The sequence below is a fragment of the Pseudomonas sp. B3G-3 genome, from assembly GCF_028640915.1.
Taxonomy (GTDB): domain Bacteria; phylum Pseudomonadota; class Gammaproteobacteria; order Pseudomonadales; family Pseudomonadaceae; genus Aquipseudomonas; species Aquipseudomonas chlororaphis_I.
Window position 1 is genome coordinate 40640 of record NZ_JAQZAB010000110.1, and the last position, 13456, is coordinate 54095.

Consider the following 13456-nt stretch of genomic DNA (forward strand, 5'->3'; position numbering starts at 1 on the left):
AGTCTCGTAAACGTCTGGTTGGACTGGGAAGTCGCCGCTCAGAAATAGCGGTCGACCAACAAGCGCGCCGACAACATCGTTCCGATGAAGCCTGCGCCCGGGAATGTCCAGGCCCCGACCTGGTACAGCCCCTTGACCGGGTATTTCTGCGGGAAACGGTTGAACAGGCCGGACTGTCGGGTGTTCTGCTCGAAGCCGTAGATCGCGCCCGCCGGGTTATGGGTGAACTTGCTCATGGTGCGCGGCGAACCTGCCTCGCAGACCTCGATGTGCCGACGCAGGCCGGGGATGACCCGTTCGGCGTTGGCGATCAGCAGCTCGGTGAGTTCGATCTTCTTGCGCCGGTAGGCGAGCTTGTCCAGGGAGTGCCATTCGCCGGCGCCCGTCAGGGTGAACAGGCCCAGGCTGGACTTTCCGACCGGGACCATCGAGGGATCGACGTTGGAGAAGTAGTTGATCGACCAGCTGGTGTTGTCGCCATGCAGCTCTCCGGCCTGGATATGCTCGAACTGTTGGCGCTGGGTTTTCGGCGGGGCGAAGAAGTGGATGTACTCCTCGGCGCCCACGCCCAGCTCGCTCAGCGGGCAATCGAGCCCCAGGTAGACCTGGAACCCCGACACCGACAGCTTGAGCTGGCGCAGGCGCGAGCGGTACTTGGCACCGAAGTGCTGCTCGCCCGCCAATGCCAGCACCGCATGGGGCGAGATATTGGCCACGACGTTGCGCGCCTTGACCTTGCCCGACTTGCGCGTCACCACGCCACTGACCCGGCCGCGCTCGACCACGATCTGGTTGACCGCCGACTCCAGCTCGACCCGGCCGCCATGCTGCTCGATGACCTCGACCAAGGCGTTGGACAAGGCCTGTGAGCCGCCCTTGATCGAATAACCGCCGTTCTCCAGATAATCGATGAAGGGATAGGAAAAGTAGCCGAACGCCAGGTCCTTGGCCGGCAGGCCGTAGTAGCTCCATTGCGCCGACAGCACTTCCTTGAGGCGCTCATTGGAGGTGAAGCGCGAGAAGTAGTGATCCACCGTTTCATGCCCATACTTGAGCACCCGGGGATAGATCATCGGCGTGGCCACCAGCCTCATCCAGAACGGCTTGCGCGAATACAGAAAGCCGCACAGGTCCTTGTAGTTGCGCTGCGACTCGGCGAACAGCCGGTTGATGTTATCGACCTCCTCGGGAAAGAAGCGGAACAACTCGCGCTTGTAACCTTCCAGGTCGCGGTGCCCGACCGTGAGGTCGATGTCCTGCGAGCGATAGCGATACAAGGTCGGGTGATGGAGAAACTCGACCTTGTCCGCCACGCCACAGGCCTGGATCACATTGAACGACTCGGCGCCCCGCACCACGCCGTCGAACGAATGCAGCGAAACATCGAAGTTGAAATCCTTGCGGCGGAAATTGCTCGCGTAACCACCGGCTACGTTGTGCTTTTCCACCACCAGGACTTTCTGGCCTCGCTGCGCCATAAGGCTGGCACCCGCCAACGCGCCAAGGCCCGCGCCGACGAAAACGGTATCGTATTCTTGACTCATGATTTCTCCTGGCTCTGCGGCCAGATCAGAACTGCTAATCAGGCCGTCAGACCGCCATCGATCACGAATGTCTGGCCAGTGATGTAGTCGGCCTGGGGCGACAGCAGGAAGCTGGCCAGGGCCGCCACTTCGCGGACTTCACCGAAGCGCTTGAGGGGGATGGTGTCGGTGATCGACTTGCGTATCGGGTCGGCGATCTGCCCGACCATCTCCGTGGCAATGAAGCCTGGGGCGATGGCGTTGACGGTGATCTTGAAGCGCGCCATTTCCAGGGCCATGGTCTTGGTGATGCCGATCATCGCCGCCTTGGTCGCCGAGTACCCCATCTGCCCCTTGTTGCCCTTGAGCCCGCTGACGGAGGACATGTGCAGGATCTTGCCGCGGCGCTCGGCGGCCATCGCCGGAGCCAGGCATTTACTGAAATACACCGCCGAATCGAGGTTGGTCGCGACCACGTCGCGGTAGCGCTCGATGTCGAACTTGAACAGCAACTGGTCGCCGGTCACGCCCATGTTGTTGATCAAGCCGTAGGGCTCGCCGTGGGTTTCCACCAGCTGTGCGCACACCGCCTCGACCGAATCGTGGTTCCTGCCGTCACAGGCATGCCCGCTGGCCAGGCCGCCACTGGCGGCCACTTCCTGCTCCAGTTGCAAGGCCGCGTCGGCCGAGGACTGGTAGGTGAACGCGACCCGATACCCTTCCCGGGCCAGGGCCAGGACCAGTGCGCGGCCAATGCCGCGACTGCCGCCGCTGACCAGTACCCATTTGCCGTTTGAAGACTGCTGAACTTCCATGATCTACATCCTTTGATCTGATGATCCCTGCCGCCGTCATGCCGGCACGGCGGTTTTTCGAGCTTCCGCACGGGCGAAGAAATCGAAGATTTCCTCGAAGTAGCGGTCCCGGTGTTTCTTGTGGTTTTCCAGGTGGCGACAGCCCTCGAAACCGACCACGTGCAGCGCCTCGCATTCCTGGCTGAGCCCGGTCACGCTGGCATCCGGGATGAAGTGGTCGTTGCGCCCGTAGAAGTAGGCGATCGGCAGGTGACGCACGCCGCGCAGCGAGTGATCGATGGCACAGGTCCCCGTGGGAACCGCCAGGCGGCTGCCACTGATCCAGCGCATGGCCAGTCGCAACGGCCCGCGAGTGAAGTAGCTGCGCACCGAAATCGGCACGCTGTCCAGCACGGCCGAGGTGAAGGGCGTGGCATCCCGCGCCAGGGCATGGGACAGGTGATAACCACCGAACGAACAGCCCACCAGGTGGATCGGCAGGCCGGGGTTGTCCCGCGACACGCGCCGGGCAATCGCCAGCACATCGTCGGCGAACGCATGGCCGCCGATGGTGCTGCGGCCGAAGCCTTTGAAGTTGAAGGCGACCACGTGATAGCCCTGCTCGAGAAATGCCTGGTCCAGGTTGTTCTCGAAAAAGTAATGCATGCCGTACTTGAGGAACGGATGACACAACAGCACCACGCCCCGAGGGTGCATGGCGCTGGTGCGCAGCGACGCCCCCTCCAGTCGGCTGCCGTCGCGCGCGATCTCCACAAAGCCTGCCGCACGCTTGGGCACGTCACGCTTCCAGCCCTGTACCTGACGGAACATGACGCGGATGAACAGCTTGGAAATGGCGATCCCCAGCCAACCGGTCGATTGCTCGTTCTTGCTCATGCTCGCCTCCATTGCCTGGCCTTCATTTCGGCATAGCCGAAGGCGGCTTCGTAACTGGGACCTGCCACCCAGGCGCTGAGGAACTGCACGCCCTGCACCGGGAAGCCGTGATGGAACACATGGCCCTTGAGATCGGTGCCGACCATCGCCCCATAACCCGAACCGTCGGTGTTGTTGGTGAAACGTACATAGGTATGGGGCGTGGCGACCTCGGTATGCAGCACATGCCCGCGCAGCCCCGGCACCTGGCGCAACAGACGCTCCACCAGGATGTCGCTGGCCCGCTGCTTCTTGGCCCGGTATTGCGCGGTACGGCGCTGCGGCCAATGGGCGATCGAGTCGAGCACGTTGATGCACACCACCTGGCCCGCAGCCGGGTCCAGGGCGTGATAGTTGGTGACCTCGATCGGCGACATCTCCCAGAAGGCCCGCTCACTGAGCTGCGCCTCATAACCGCTGAGGGCGGCCGCCATGCGCAACTCGGCGCCTGCCGCCGGGTCATCGGCGAACAGCATCGATTCGCTGTGCTGCAAGCCCAGTTGCTCCGGTGGCAGGTCGGTCACCAGGTACACCGTGGTGGTCGAGCGTGCCGGCTTCAGCCCGGTGAGCTTCTCCCGGGTGGCCGCCAGCTCCACATCCGCCGCGAACAGGTGCTGCACCGCGTAGTGCGGTGAAGCGTTGATGTACACCCGCGAAGAATGGAACACCCCGCGATTGGTGTTGATGCCCGTGGCATTGCCCTGGCCGTCGGTGAGCACGCCATCGACCCGGGTGCTGAGCAGGATCTGCCCACCCGCCTGTTCGATCTGCTGCGCCAGCAGGTTGGACAGGTACTGGGAGGAGCCGGCGACATAGGCGTTGCCACGGTTGAGCGTGGCGTACACCACATGCAGGTAGTACAGATAACCCAGGTCTTCCGAGTAACCGCCGACGTAGATGCCCGGCGCCGCCAGGATCTCGATCAGGTACGGGTCGTCGAACAGTTCGTGCAGCGCCTGGCGCACGGTCTTGTGCTTCAGGTTGCGATGGGCGAAACGCAACTGGGCCATGTCCGGCTCGAAGCTGCCGTCGAGCATCTGGAACTGGTAATAGCCGTTGCGCCCGTAGGTCCGGACGTGCTCGAAGAAGGTCGCGATGGCCTCGGCCTGATGGGGAAAGCGCTCGACCAGCTGCCGCTCCGCCCCGTCCGCATCGTTGGCCAGCGGCAGCTCCGTGCCGTCCCGGTAGGCGCAGAAGTAGTCCTGGGGATAAACCAGATCCAGCGTCTCCTCCAGCCCCAGGTCACGCAGGATACGGATGAGGTTGCCGCCCTCGGCCATGCCACTGAGCTTGTGCAGGCTGCAGTCGAACACCGCACCCTGCTTTGGCCGGCTGAAGGTGGAGGCATAGCCGCCGACGACAATATGCTTGTCGACCATCAACAGGCGCACCCCGGGGTCACGTTTGACCAGCATCGCCGCACAGGCCAGGCTGGTGATCCCGGCACCGACGAAGATCGCGTCCCAGGACGGCTGGTTCATTGCCGCAACCCCAGCTTGTCGACCCAGGCATAGATCTCGGCAAAACGTGCGTCGTTGAGCCGGGCGTTATGGGCCGAGCGCCAGACTTCCTCGATCTTCGCCTTGTCATCCACCGCGATCGGGAACTCGAACGAGGTGTGCCGGGCGATTTCCGGGTTGTAGGTGAACATGTCGATCAGCGCCGGAATGATCCGGCGGCTCATGGCCTTCACCTGGGCGATGGACTCGGGGCTCGCCGTTTCAAAGAACGACTCGCTGATCCAGCGACCGAAGGCGATATGCCGGGCCTCGTCATGATGATGCTCACGGAACATGGTCCGGGTCATAGGCTCGACGCCTGGCCCCTGGGACGTGTGCATCGCGCCCATTTCCGCGACCCACTCGATCAGCAGCGTGAACAGCACGCCCACCGCGGGCTCCATCTTCGGCAGCGTCTCGGTGAGCAACTCATAGAGGCCCACCGGCGGGTTCCACAACTGCAGGCCGGCCTTGCCCATGAAACGCTTGAAGGTCAGGGTGTGAACGATCTCCTCCTTGGAGAAGATCATCAGGTACTCCTGCAGGTCCTGGGAGATGCGATCGTGGAACTGGGTGACATAGCCCATGTACAACGGTGGAATGGTCTGCTCCAGCCAGATGAACATGGAGATGTCACGGCCGGTTTCCAGCCAGGCCAGTTCCAGCTTCTGCGCCTCGCTCAGGCCTTCGCAGAAACGCGTGCCATTGATCCACAGGTGATCGGGGTCCTTCGGGTACAGGCTGCGATCGACCTCCTGGTCCCAGGGCAGCACGGTCGCGTGGTCCATGGTCTTGTGGTGCGAGACTTCGCTCAGCTTGCGGACCTTGGACTCTCTTGCTTCTGAAATGGCGAGCACACTATTGGTCAGCGTGGACATTCCCTTGCTCCTATCCGTAACGGTGGACCTGCCAGTCAGGCAGGGACAGCGGCCGATTCCTTGAGCTCGACCACGAACTCGCACAGCTGGCGCAGCGTGGCGATCTTGCGGCTGACGAACGAGTCGGGATCCAGCGCCACGCCGATCTTCTTCTGCACCACGACCTGCATCTCGACGAAGTCCAGGCTGTCGAACTCCATCGCTTCGATGTGGGTATCGAGGGTCACATCGTTTTCGTCGACATCCTTGAGTTCCAGGATGAGGTCGCGAACAACGGCAAATACTTTCTCTACGGTGGTCATTGCATAGCTCCTTGGGAGGTTGGAAGGGCCTTTATCATCAGGCCGAGGGTGATGGTCATTACGTGGCGATCGCTGACATGCACCCCGAGATCGAGGGTGCCCACGGCCTTGCCGGGGCTTTCGATCAGGTGGATGTTGTCGATTTCGCAGCGGATATCGGTCTGCAACTCACCCAGCGAGCGCAGCGATGTGCAGAAGGTGATCTGGTGGCTGGTCTGCACCACCAGGTGATCGGACAGATCCTCGAGCCGGTTCGGCCGCTGCCGTTGACGGAACTGCGGGGACAGGCAATCGAAGATCACGCCCAGATGGTTGCGGATGAAGTGGGAAAAGATCAGCGCATCGAGCGCGACCCAGTCATCGAGCTCCCGGCCCAGGTCATCGCGAAAGCGCGCGAGCCAGGCCGCGACCTCCTCGTGTGCCAGCAGGAAACCCGGGGTTGTGGATGACCATTCCGGTGCCTCGACGATGCGTACATGGCCGATCACGTGTTCGCTGTTGTCAGCGCTCGAGTGCAACTTGAACCCGGTGCTGTCGCTGCGTTCGCGGGTCGACAGGGCCACCGTGCTGTCACGCAGCACCGGGGTCTTGAGCAGCGCCTTGAACTGCATCCAGTCCTGGGGCAGCACCGGGCTGGCCCGCCCCATGCGGTGCTTGACCGGCAGCAGCGCGAGCATGCCATGCACCACCACATCGGCTGCGTCCATGCGGCGTGCCGCCTCGCGGTCGAAGTGGATCGGGTTGCGATCGCCGGAGAGACCGGCCCAGGCCTCGATCTGCTCGGCTCCGAATTGCAGCTGCATGATCAGACCACCTTGCGCAGCATGATGCCGGCGTTGGCGCCACCGAAGCCGAAGCTCAGGTTCAGCACGTTGTTCAGGGTCTGCCCATGCAGGTGTTCGTTGGGCACGTAGTTGAGGTCGCACTCAGGGTCGGCCTCATCCATATGGATGGTCGCCGGAATCGTGCCCCGGGCCATGGCCTTGAGACAGAAGACCGCCTCCATCGAGCCGGCGGCGCCGATCAAGTGCCCGGTGTAGGACTTGGTGCTGGACATCGGAATGCCGTATGCCGCATCCCCCAGGGCCAGCTTGATCGAGCGGGTCTCGTTGACATCGTTGAGCGGGGTCGAGGTGCCGTGCAGGTTGACGTAGTCGATCTGCACGGCCTCTACGCCTGCCTGCTGGCACACGTCATTGATCACCCGTACCCGGGCCTGCATGTCTTCGGCCGGGGCCGTCATGTCGTAGGCGTCCGAATAGTTGGCGTAGCCGGTGATCTCGCCGAGGATCTTTGCGCCCCGGGCCCGGGCCAGCTCATAGTCTTCCAGGCACAACACCGCCGCGCCCTCGGAGAGCACGAAGCCGCTGCGTCCCTTGCTGAACGGGCAGCAGGCCAGGCGTGGGTTTTCCTGTTCCTTGCTCAAGGCCTGGATGACATCCACCGACCAGACGTTGAACTGTTCTTTCAGGGATTCGCTGCCACCGGCGATCATCACCTTGGCGCGGCCGCTGCGAATCGCCTCGTAGGCTTCGCCAATGGCGATGGTGCCCGTGGCGCAGGCCGCCACCGGGCTGTTCTGGATACCGCGCATGTTCCAGTTCATGGTGATACCGGCAGTCGCGGCATTGCACATCGACATGACGGTGGCGAAGGACGTGGAGATGCCCTGCTCGCGGTATTCGTTGTTGTTGCTGTTGGCGGTATCGAGCCCGCCCCAGCCGGTGCCCAGGATCACGCCGCGATCGAAGGGCGAGACGACCTCATCCAGGGGCGTGTCGCCATACGCCATGCGGATCGCCTCGTGGGTGGCCACCAGGCTGTATTTGGCGAACAGCGGCAACATCTTGGAGATTTTCTTCGAGAACGGACGCATCGCTTCACGACCGAAGTCATCGATAAAACCAAAGTAACGCGCATGGATGCTCGGATCGTCGAAGCTGTGCTGACGGTAACCGACCTGGTAATCCATCATTGCGTCCCAGATGGCTTCGACATTCTCGCCGAGCGAGCAGATGGCGCCATAACCGGTTACAACCACCCGGCGCGGTTCTGAAGAGGCGGACTTTTCCATGATCTTCCCTGTTTCGATGTCTTGGCTGGAGATGCCACGCAGCGTGAAGAAGCCTGATCCAGACACTCAGACTGCCATTGGCATATTCGACGATTAAGGCAAGTGGAGTACTCGCAAGTACAAGCCATGTACGCACTAGTTGGAACAATCGTCCAACATTGCAAAGCTCAGCTCTACGGCGTTATTGAGGGCTTAACCACTGCCCGGCATAAGTTGTCGTAATTGCCCGGGGAGGACAACTGTATCTAGGTACAGATGGCCAAGTGCGTAATGAAAATCAACTCAGGCAACCTGCAACTGCACCTAAGTACAGGTTGTCTCCGGGCAGACATTGTTAAACTAACAAGCGCCGCACAATTGATTTGCCTTAGCCGTAAGTTGACTCTCCGCGAACGGTGCGAGCCCAATCTTTAGTACTGACCATATCCCATGGAAGAACTTCAACAATATGGAATTTATCGAATTTCACGCGCTCGACTATAGTGCGACGCCCCACGCCTGGGTCGCCGATTTGTATGGCCTGCGCAAGGAAGTATTCGCCGATCGTTTGAACTGGAAGGTTAATATAAAGAATGACATCGAGTTCGATGAGTACGACAACGAGCGCACCACCTACCTGATCGGTACCTGGAAAGGCGTGCCCCTGGCCGGCCTGCGCCTGATCAACACCCTGGATCCCTACATGGTCGAAGGGCCGTTCCGCGACTTTTTCCGCTGCGCGCCGCCCAAGCAGGCGCTGATGGCTGAATCCAGCCGCTTTTTCGTCGACAAGACCCGCTCGCGCCAGCTCGGCCTGGCCCATCTGCCGCTGACCGAAATGCTGCTGTTGTGCATGCACAACCATGCCGCGCGCAGCGGCCTGGAATCGATCATCACGGTGGTCAGCAACGCCATGGGACGGATCGTCCGCAACGCCGGCTGGCACTACGAAGTAATGGACACCGGCGAGGCCGCGCCGGGAGAAAAGGTGCTGCTGCTGAACATGCCGATCAGCGACGCCAATCGTCAGCGCCTGCTGTCCAGCATCGCTCGCAAATGCCCCTTGTCATCCACGCAGCTCAGCTGCTGGCCGCAGCGCCTGAACCCGCTCCACACCGCGTTCTACGAGCCTCAGCGGATCAGCGCCTGAATCAGAGGATGCCCTGGCGCTGAGCCTCGTAGACCGCCTGCTTGGCGTTGCAGACCTGCAGCTTTCCGGAAATGTTCGACATGTGAAATTTGACCGTCCGCTCGGAAATCGCGCAGATCAGCGCGATTTCCCGGTAGGCCTTGCCCATCATCACCCACTTGAGCACCCCCAGCTCCCTGGCCGAAAGCGGCCCGGTCTGAGGCTCGGGGAACAGCTCGTCCATCGCCCGCAGGCTCAGCAGCCGGCTATGAAAGCGGATCAGCGCCATCTGCAGCTGCCCCTGCTGGTCGGCCATGCGCCGCTCAAATTCGGCTTGCGACCCGCTATTGCAAAGGCTCAGCGAACTGAACATGCCGCAGGCGTCATGCAGGGTAAACGTCGCGCCGGAGCAGATGCGGTATTGGCTGGAACGTCGAAACAACTCCCGACTCTTGTCACAGGAGGCGGCCTGGAGGGCGTCGCCCCAGGAAAACGGCGCGCAACTTTTAAGACCGTGATGAATGATCGGGTCGATCAAATGATAGTTGGCATTCTTATAGGCTTTCAGCCAGCGCGATGGGTAGTTCGAAATAATAAGAGGGGCTACTTCGCGGTTTCGAGGGGCGGCAAAGTAGGCATAACTTGCCCCTTGCAGATCGCCCAACAGCTTTTCAAGCTCTAAATTTAAACAGACATTTGAATTACTTTCGTCGGCCGGAATAAAGCCAGAGTATTTGAGTCGACTATCCATGTCATGAGCTCGTCATATTTCAGGATTACTTCAGTCTCTCGGGAGAGGGTGAAGACGGTGCAAGATTTTTCTTATTATGCCTAAGCACGTGAATACATAGCTGCTGACCCACCAAGTTGGTAAGTCCCGATACGCTGGCGGGCTATATTCAGTTATGCCTTGATAGAAATCAAGCAGGCAGGCTATACGGCTTTAGTTGTACTTGTAAGAAATTATAGCGAGCGGTTTGTGATGTTTTTTTGACGACAGAATACAAAACTCTTATTACCCGTTCGGTTAATACCGAACGATATCGCGGCAACCGCTCTACAACCGCTGCTGGAGACAGGAAGTTCTTGTCGCCAGCAGCCCGACAAAGCCCTGGGCGGCAGGGCTAGAAGTCCAGCGGCAAGGTCTGCTCGCCCTCCAGCGCCAGCAGGAACTGCTTGGCCTGCAGGCCGCCGGCAAAACCGGTGAGGCTGCCCGAGGCGCCGATCACCCGGTGGCAGGGGGCGATGATCGAGATCGGGTTCCGGCCATTCGCCGCGCCGACTGCGCGCACGGCCTTGGGGCTGCCGACCTGGGCGGCAATCTGGCTGTAGCTGCGGGTTTCACCGAAGGGAATGGTCAGCAGCGCCTGCCAGACCTTGCGCTGGAACTCGGTGCCGACAAAGTCCAGCTCCAGCTCGAAGCAATCGCGGCTGCCGGCAAAGTACTCGTTGAGCTGGCGTTCGGTTTCCAGCAGGACCGGATGATCGTCGGCAGGCTGCAACGGGCCGAGACGCACGCGGTTTTCGCGCTCGCTCTCCCAGAGAATCGCGGCGAGCTTCGTGCCTCTGGCAATCAGGGTCAGTTGACCGACGGGCGAGTTCATCAATTTGAATACGCAGGACATGCTAAGCCTCCTTTATCTTCCAGGGAGATCAGGCCCGAACCCGGCCTTCATCCCGGTACGCCTGCACTGTAGATCGACATTCAAGCGCAAGAACTACATTTCTTGTGCTTGAATTCAGGGCCGGATCTTCCTGGATCGCGCTACGCTGGCTACTCATCCTCTTCGATCAGATAACAATTGTCACTGCTGCTGCGCCGCCCATGGGGATAGACGATAAAGGCGCCGCGCCCATTGCCGCACTCGAGCAGATGCACCGGCGACAGTTCACGCTGCTGATCGATGCGCGCATTGAGCCGGACGATATAGGTGCCCAGCGCAAGCGACACGCAAAGAATCAGCAGCAAGCAAAACACCAGTTGGTCGGTGTAGCCCGCGCCGGCCTTTTCAGAATGCATGGGCAATGGCGTCCGATCCTGCTGTCAGCTCCCTGCCATGCCCGATCAAGAATCCTCCTCGCGGCCCACCCTCGCCCAGGCGCACCGCGGGCGTTCTGGACAGCGAGCCATAGGCCAGCAGGCCGATGACAATCAAGACCAGCAGAATGTCTTTGATCAAAGGAGACAGGTTCATGGTGGCGCCCTCTTGGTGTAAAAGCCGCCACCCTAGAGTCCGACAGGTTAACGCCAGGTAAACATCGCTAAAAAAACGCCCGACTCCGTTATCCTCTGGGCCACTGAGCGACAAGGGTCCAAGGGGACGTTCCCGTGCATATCCACCTGCTGCTGGTCGAGGACAACCTCGACCTGGCTAACACCGTCATCGAATACCTGGAGATCAACGGAATCGTCTGCGATCACGCCAGTAATGGCCGGACCGGCCTGAGCCTGGCGCTGGACCAGCACTATGATGTGATCCTGCTGGACATCATGCTGCCGCGCCTGGATGGCCAACAGCTGTGCAAACAGCTGCGCGAACAGGGCAAACAGACACCGATCCTGATGCTCACCTCGCTGGATGCCCTGCCGGACAAGCTCGCCAGCTTTGCCATGGGCGCCGACGATTATCTGGTCAAGCCCTTCGAGCTCGCCGAACTGGTGGCCAGGATCCGCGCCCTGAGCTTGCGGCGAAGCGGCCAGGCCAGCCGCCTGCAGGTGGCCGACCTGACCATGGATCTGTCCACCCGCAAGGTCAGCCGCGCTGGACAGGAACTGCACCTGTCGCCCATCTGCTGGACCTTGCTGGAGTGCCTGATGCGCGCCAGTCCCGAGCCGGTGGGGCGCGAACGTCTCGAGGCCACGGTCTGGGGCGACGAGCCACCGGACAGCAATACCCTCAAGGTGCATATGCACCGCTTGCGCAAGACCGTGGACAAGGATTTCAGCCAACCGCTGATCCACACTCTTTCCGGCATTGGCGTACAGCTGAGGGCTCCATGCGCAAGGGGCTGAGTCTGAAATGGGTGATCAGCGGCAGTTTCCTGCTGTTGATCGCCGTGGTGCTGCTGATCTACAGCCAACTGCTCTCGAGCTACAGCGTCCGTGGCCTGCTCTATACCGCCAGCGCCATGATGGAAGAGCAAGCCCTGTACTTCGTCAGGCATTACAAGAAAGACCCAAGCCTGCCCCCGCCACAGAACTATTTCTTCAGCAGCGTTATCGGCAAGGAGGCGTTGCCGCCGAAAATTCGCCAGTTGCTGGATACGCCGCCAACCCTGTCCTTCGGCGCCGTGCAGGTGTTCGGCGAACTGGACGCCGATGGACAGGATGAAGTCAAAGCGATCCTGGCCCAGCCCCTGGGTGACGGCAAAACCCTGTACATGTTCGATGTCGACCACGACCATGAAGAAGGTGGCGAGGTCGAGACTCCGTTGTCCGATGCCTATCTCGATCACGAACTGAACAGCGTCAACTTCATCAGCCTGGGGGTCTTCGTCCCGGCACTGATCATCATCGTCCTGCTGGTCTGGTGGCTGGTACGTCCTCTCGGCCGGTTGGCCCAGTGGTCCACCACCCTGAAAGATCCTCATGCGGTGTCCAGCCAACGGCCGAATTTCCGCTTCAAGGAATTCAATGTACTGGCTGACTCCCTGGCCCAGAGCGTGCAGCAGGTGCAGGCCGCCAGCCTGCGCGAGGGACGCCTGCTGCGCTATACCAGCCATGAGTTGCGCACGCCGCTGGCGGTGCTCAAGGCCAACCTGGAACTGCTGACCCTGCAGTCCGGCGGCACCCTGCCCCCGCCTCTGCAACGTATCGAACGCTCGGTGCTGAACATGCAGCGCATTGCCGAGACGCTGCTGTGGATGAGCCGCGAGCGCCTTGAACCCTTGCCGGAAGAAGCCATCGACATGGCCGAGCTGTTCAACGAACTGATCCAGGAGCATCGCTACCTGATCGGCAAGCGGGATATCGAACTGATCCTCGACATCAGCAACGAACCCTGTCGCCTGCCCCCGACTGCCTGCCGGATCGTGGTCGGTAACTTTCTACGCAATGCCCTGCAATATGCCGACGAAGGCAGCATCGAAATCACCTTCGAGCAGCTGCGACTGCGCATCGTCAACCGCGTCCGTGACACCCGCGAGCCGGAAGAATCCAGCGATTTCGGCTATGGCCTGGGCCTGGAACTGATGCGCCAGCTGTGCGCCAGGCTGGGCTGGACAATCCAGGTCGTGACCGAACAACAGCGCTTCACGGTGACCCTGGACTTCACCCCCACCGAGCCTCCAGCTGCGCCCCAAGAGCGCGCCGAGGGCGATGCCAGCGAGATCGACTGACAGC

15 protein-coding genes are annotated in these 13456 nt (G+C 61.1%); 3 read left to right on the forward strand and 12 right to left on the reverse strand.

All coding sequences use genetic code 11. The features are described 5' to 3' along the window. Nucleotides 1-38: 38 nt before the first annotated feature. Genes PVZ80_RS18065 through PVZ80_RS18100 form a run of 8 tightly spaced genes read right to left on the reverse strand, consistent with a single transcriptional unit; the run spans nucleotide 39 to nucleotide 8006 of the window. Nucleotides 39-1544, reverse strand: coding sequence for a phytoene desaturase family protein (locus PVZ80_RS18065; RefSeq protein WP_110176138.1), 1506 nt, complete (start codon nucleotides 1542-1544; stop codon nucleotides 39-41). 38 nt (nucleotides 1545-1582) lie between these two features. Continuing rightward, nucleotides 1583-2338, reverse strand: a complete 756-nt coding sequence (locus PVZ80_RS18070; RefSeq protein WP_009050739.1) for an SDR family NAD(P)-dependent oxidoreductase — start codon at nucleotides 2336-2338, stop codon at nucleotides 1583-1585. 36 nt (nucleotides 2339-2374) lie between these two features. Beyond that, nucleotides 2375-3214 (reverse strand): alpha/beta hydrolase, encoded by an 840-nt coding sequence (locus PVZ80_RS18075; RefSeq protein ID WP_016703553.1) that lies wholly within the window; start codon nucleotides 3212-3214, stop codon nucleotides 2375-2377. After that, entirely contained in the window at nucleotides 3211-4734 is a 1524-nt protein-coding gene (locus PVZ80_RS18080; RefSeq protein WP_101283469.1) for a phytoene desaturase family protein, read from the reverse strand. Before PVZ80_RS18080 ends, PVZ80_RS18075 begins: the two co-directional genes overlap by 4 nt. Beyond that, nucleotides 4731-5630 (reverse strand): diiron oxygenase, encoded by a 900-nt coding sequence (locus PVZ80_RS18085; protein ID WP_009050742.1) that lies wholly within the window; start codon nucleotides 5628-5630, stop codon nucleotides 4731-4733. The genes PVZ80_RS18080 and PVZ80_RS18085 overlap by 4 nt, the downstream gene beginning before the upstream one ends. Nucleotides 5631-5665: 35 nt before the next feature. Then, complete coding sequence (locus PVZ80_RS18090) at nucleotides 5666-5932, reverse strand: acyl carrier protein (RefSeq protein WP_016703554.1); 267 nt, start codon at nucleotides 5930-5932, stop codon at nucleotides 5666-5668. Continuing rightward, nucleotides 5929-6735 (reverse strand): MaoC family dehydratase, encoded by an 807-nt coding sequence (locus tag PVZ80_RS18095; protein WP_009050744.1) that lies wholly within the window; start codon nucleotides 6733-6735, stop codon nucleotides 5929-5931. Before PVZ80_RS18095 ends, PVZ80_RS18090 begins: the two co-directional genes overlap by 4 nt. Before the next feature lie 2 nt (nucleotides 6736-6737). Further along, entirely contained in the window at nucleotides 6738-8006 is a 1269-nt protein-coding gene (locus PVZ80_RS18100; RefSeq protein ID WP_103331090.1) for a beta-ketoacyl-[acyl-carrier-protein] synthase family protein, read from the reverse strand. A 448-nt stretch (nucleotides 8007-8454) separates the two neighbouring features. Between PVZ80_RS18100 and PVZ80_RS18105 the strand changes: the two genes are divergently transcribed. After that, complete coding sequence (locus tag PVZ80_RS18105) at nucleotides 8455-9135, forward strand: acyl-homoserine-lactone synthase (protein ID WP_038635027.1); 681 nt, start codon at nucleotides 8455-8457, stop codon at nucleotides 9133-9135. Nucleotide 9136: 1 nt separating this feature from the next. Here the strand turns inward: PVZ80_RS18105 and PVZ80_RS18110 are convergent, their stop codons facing one another. The 4 genes from PVZ80_RS18110 to PVZ80_RS18125 all read right to left on the reverse strand — a co-directional run bounded on the left by PVZ80_RS18110 (nucleotide 9137) and on the right by PVZ80_RS18125 (nucleotide 11309). Beyond that, nucleotides 9137-9865 carry a helix-turn-helix transcriptional regulator gene (locus tag PVZ80_RS18110; protein WP_135006906.1) on the reverse strand — a complete coding sequence of 243 codons (729 nt, stop codon included), beginning with the start codon at nucleotides 9863-9865 and terminating at the stop codon, nucleotides 9137-9139. A gap of 373 nt (nucleotides 9866-10238) precedes the next feature. Beyond that, the gene (locus tag PVZ80_RS18115; protein ID WP_273864324.1) at nucleotides 10239-10739 is read right to left on the reverse strand and encodes a methylated-DNA--[protein]-cysteine S-methyltransferase; all 501 of its coding nucleotides are present in this window, start codon (nucleotides 10737-10739) and stop codon (nucleotides 10239-10241) included. 149 nt (nucleotides 10740-10888) lie between these two features. Beyond that, complete coding sequence (locus PVZ80_RS18120; protein ID WP_016703558.1) at nucleotides 10889-11134, reverse strand: hypothetical protein; 246 nt, start codon at nucleotides 11132-11134, stop codon at nucleotides 10889-10891. Next, entirely contained in the window at nucleotides 11124-11309 is a 186-nt protein-coding gene (locus tag PVZ80_RS18125; RefSeq protein WP_016703559.1) for a hypothetical protein, read from the reverse strand. Before PVZ80_RS18125 ends, PVZ80_RS18120 begins: the two co-directional genes overlap by 11 nt. A gap of 134 nt (nucleotides 11310-11443) precedes the next feature. Here PVZ80_RS18125 and PVZ80_RS18130 point away from each other — a divergent pair, with 134 nt between their 5' ends. Together PVZ80_RS18130 and PVZ80_RS18135 are read left to right on the forward strand one after the other, a co-directional pair. After that, complete coding sequence (locus PVZ80_RS18130; protein ID WP_009050751.1) at nucleotides 11444-12127, forward strand: response regulator transcription factor; 684 nt, start codon at nucleotides 11444-11446, stop codon at nucleotides 12125-12127. Next, the gene (locus PVZ80_RS18135) at nucleotides 12112-13452 is read left to right on the forward strand and encodes a sensor histidine kinase (RefSeq protein WP_273864325.1); all 1341 of its coding nucleotides are present in this window, start codon (nucleotides 12112-12114) and stop codon (nucleotides 13450-13452) included. The genes PVZ80_RS18130 and PVZ80_RS18135 overlap by 16 nt, the downstream gene beginning before the upstream one ends. The last annotated feature ends 4 nt before the right edge of the window (nucleotides 13453-13456 follow it).

Bases quoted from the DNA above. Each gene is read 5' to 3' on its own strand.
- PVZ80_RS18085 (WP_009050742.1), bottom strand. From the start codon at position 5,630: ATGTCCACGCTGACCAATAGTGTGCTCGCCATTTCAGAAGCAAGAGAG.
- PVZ80_RS18070 (WP_009050739.1), bottom strand. From the start codon at position 2,338: ATGGAAGTTCAGCAGTCTTCAAACGGCAAATGGGTACTGGTCAGCGGC.
- PVZ80_RS18105 (WP_038635027.1), top strand. From the start codon at position 8,455: ATGGAATTTATCGAATTTCACGCGCTCGACTATAGTGCGACGCCCCAC.
- PVZ80_RS18110 (WP_135006906.1), bottom strand. From the start codon at position 9,865: ATGGATAGTCGACTCAAATACTCTGGCTTTATTCCGGCCGACGAAAGT.
- PVZ80_RS18075 (WP_016703553.1), bottom strand. From the start codon at position 3,214: ATGAGCAAGAACGAGCAATCGACCGGTTGGCTGGGGATCGCCATTTCC.
- PVZ80_RS18080 (WP_101283469.1), bottom strand. From the start codon at position 4,734: ATGAACCAGCCGTCCTGGGACGCGATCTTCGTCGGTGCCGGGATCACC.
- PVZ80_RS18100 (WP_103331090.1), bottom strand. From the start codon at position 8,006: ATGGAAAAGTCCGCCTCTTCAGAACCGCGCCGGGTGGTTGTAACCGGT.
- PVZ80_RS18090 (WP_016703554.1), bottom strand. From the start codon at position 5,932: ATGACCACCGTAGAGAAAGTATTTGCCGTTGTTCGCGACCTCATCCTG.
- PVZ80_RS18135 (WP_273864325.1), top strand. From the start codon at position 12,112: ATGCGCAAGGGGCTGAGTCTGAAATGGGTGATCAGCGGCAGTTTCCTG.
- PVZ80_RS18065 (WP_110176138.1), bottom strand. From the start codon at position 1,544: ATGAGTCAAGAATACGATACCGTTTTCGTCGGCGCGGGCCTTGGCGCG.
- PVZ80_RS18095 (WP_009050744.1), bottom strand. From the start codon at position 6,735: ATGCAGCTGCAATTCGGAGCCGAGCAGATCGAGGCCTGGGCCGGTCTC.
- PVZ80_RS18115 (WP_273864324.1), bottom strand. From the start codon at position 10,739: ATGTCCTGCGTATTCAAATTGATGAACTCGCCCGTCGGTCAACTGACC.
- PVZ80_RS18120 (WP_016703558.1), bottom strand. From the start codon at position 11,134: ATGCATTCTGAAAAGGCCGGCGCGGGCTACACCGACCAACTGGTGTTT.
- PVZ80_RS18125 (WP_016703559.1), bottom strand. From the start codon at position 11,309: ATGAACCTGTCTCCTTTGATCAAAGACATTCTGCTGGTCTTGATTGTC.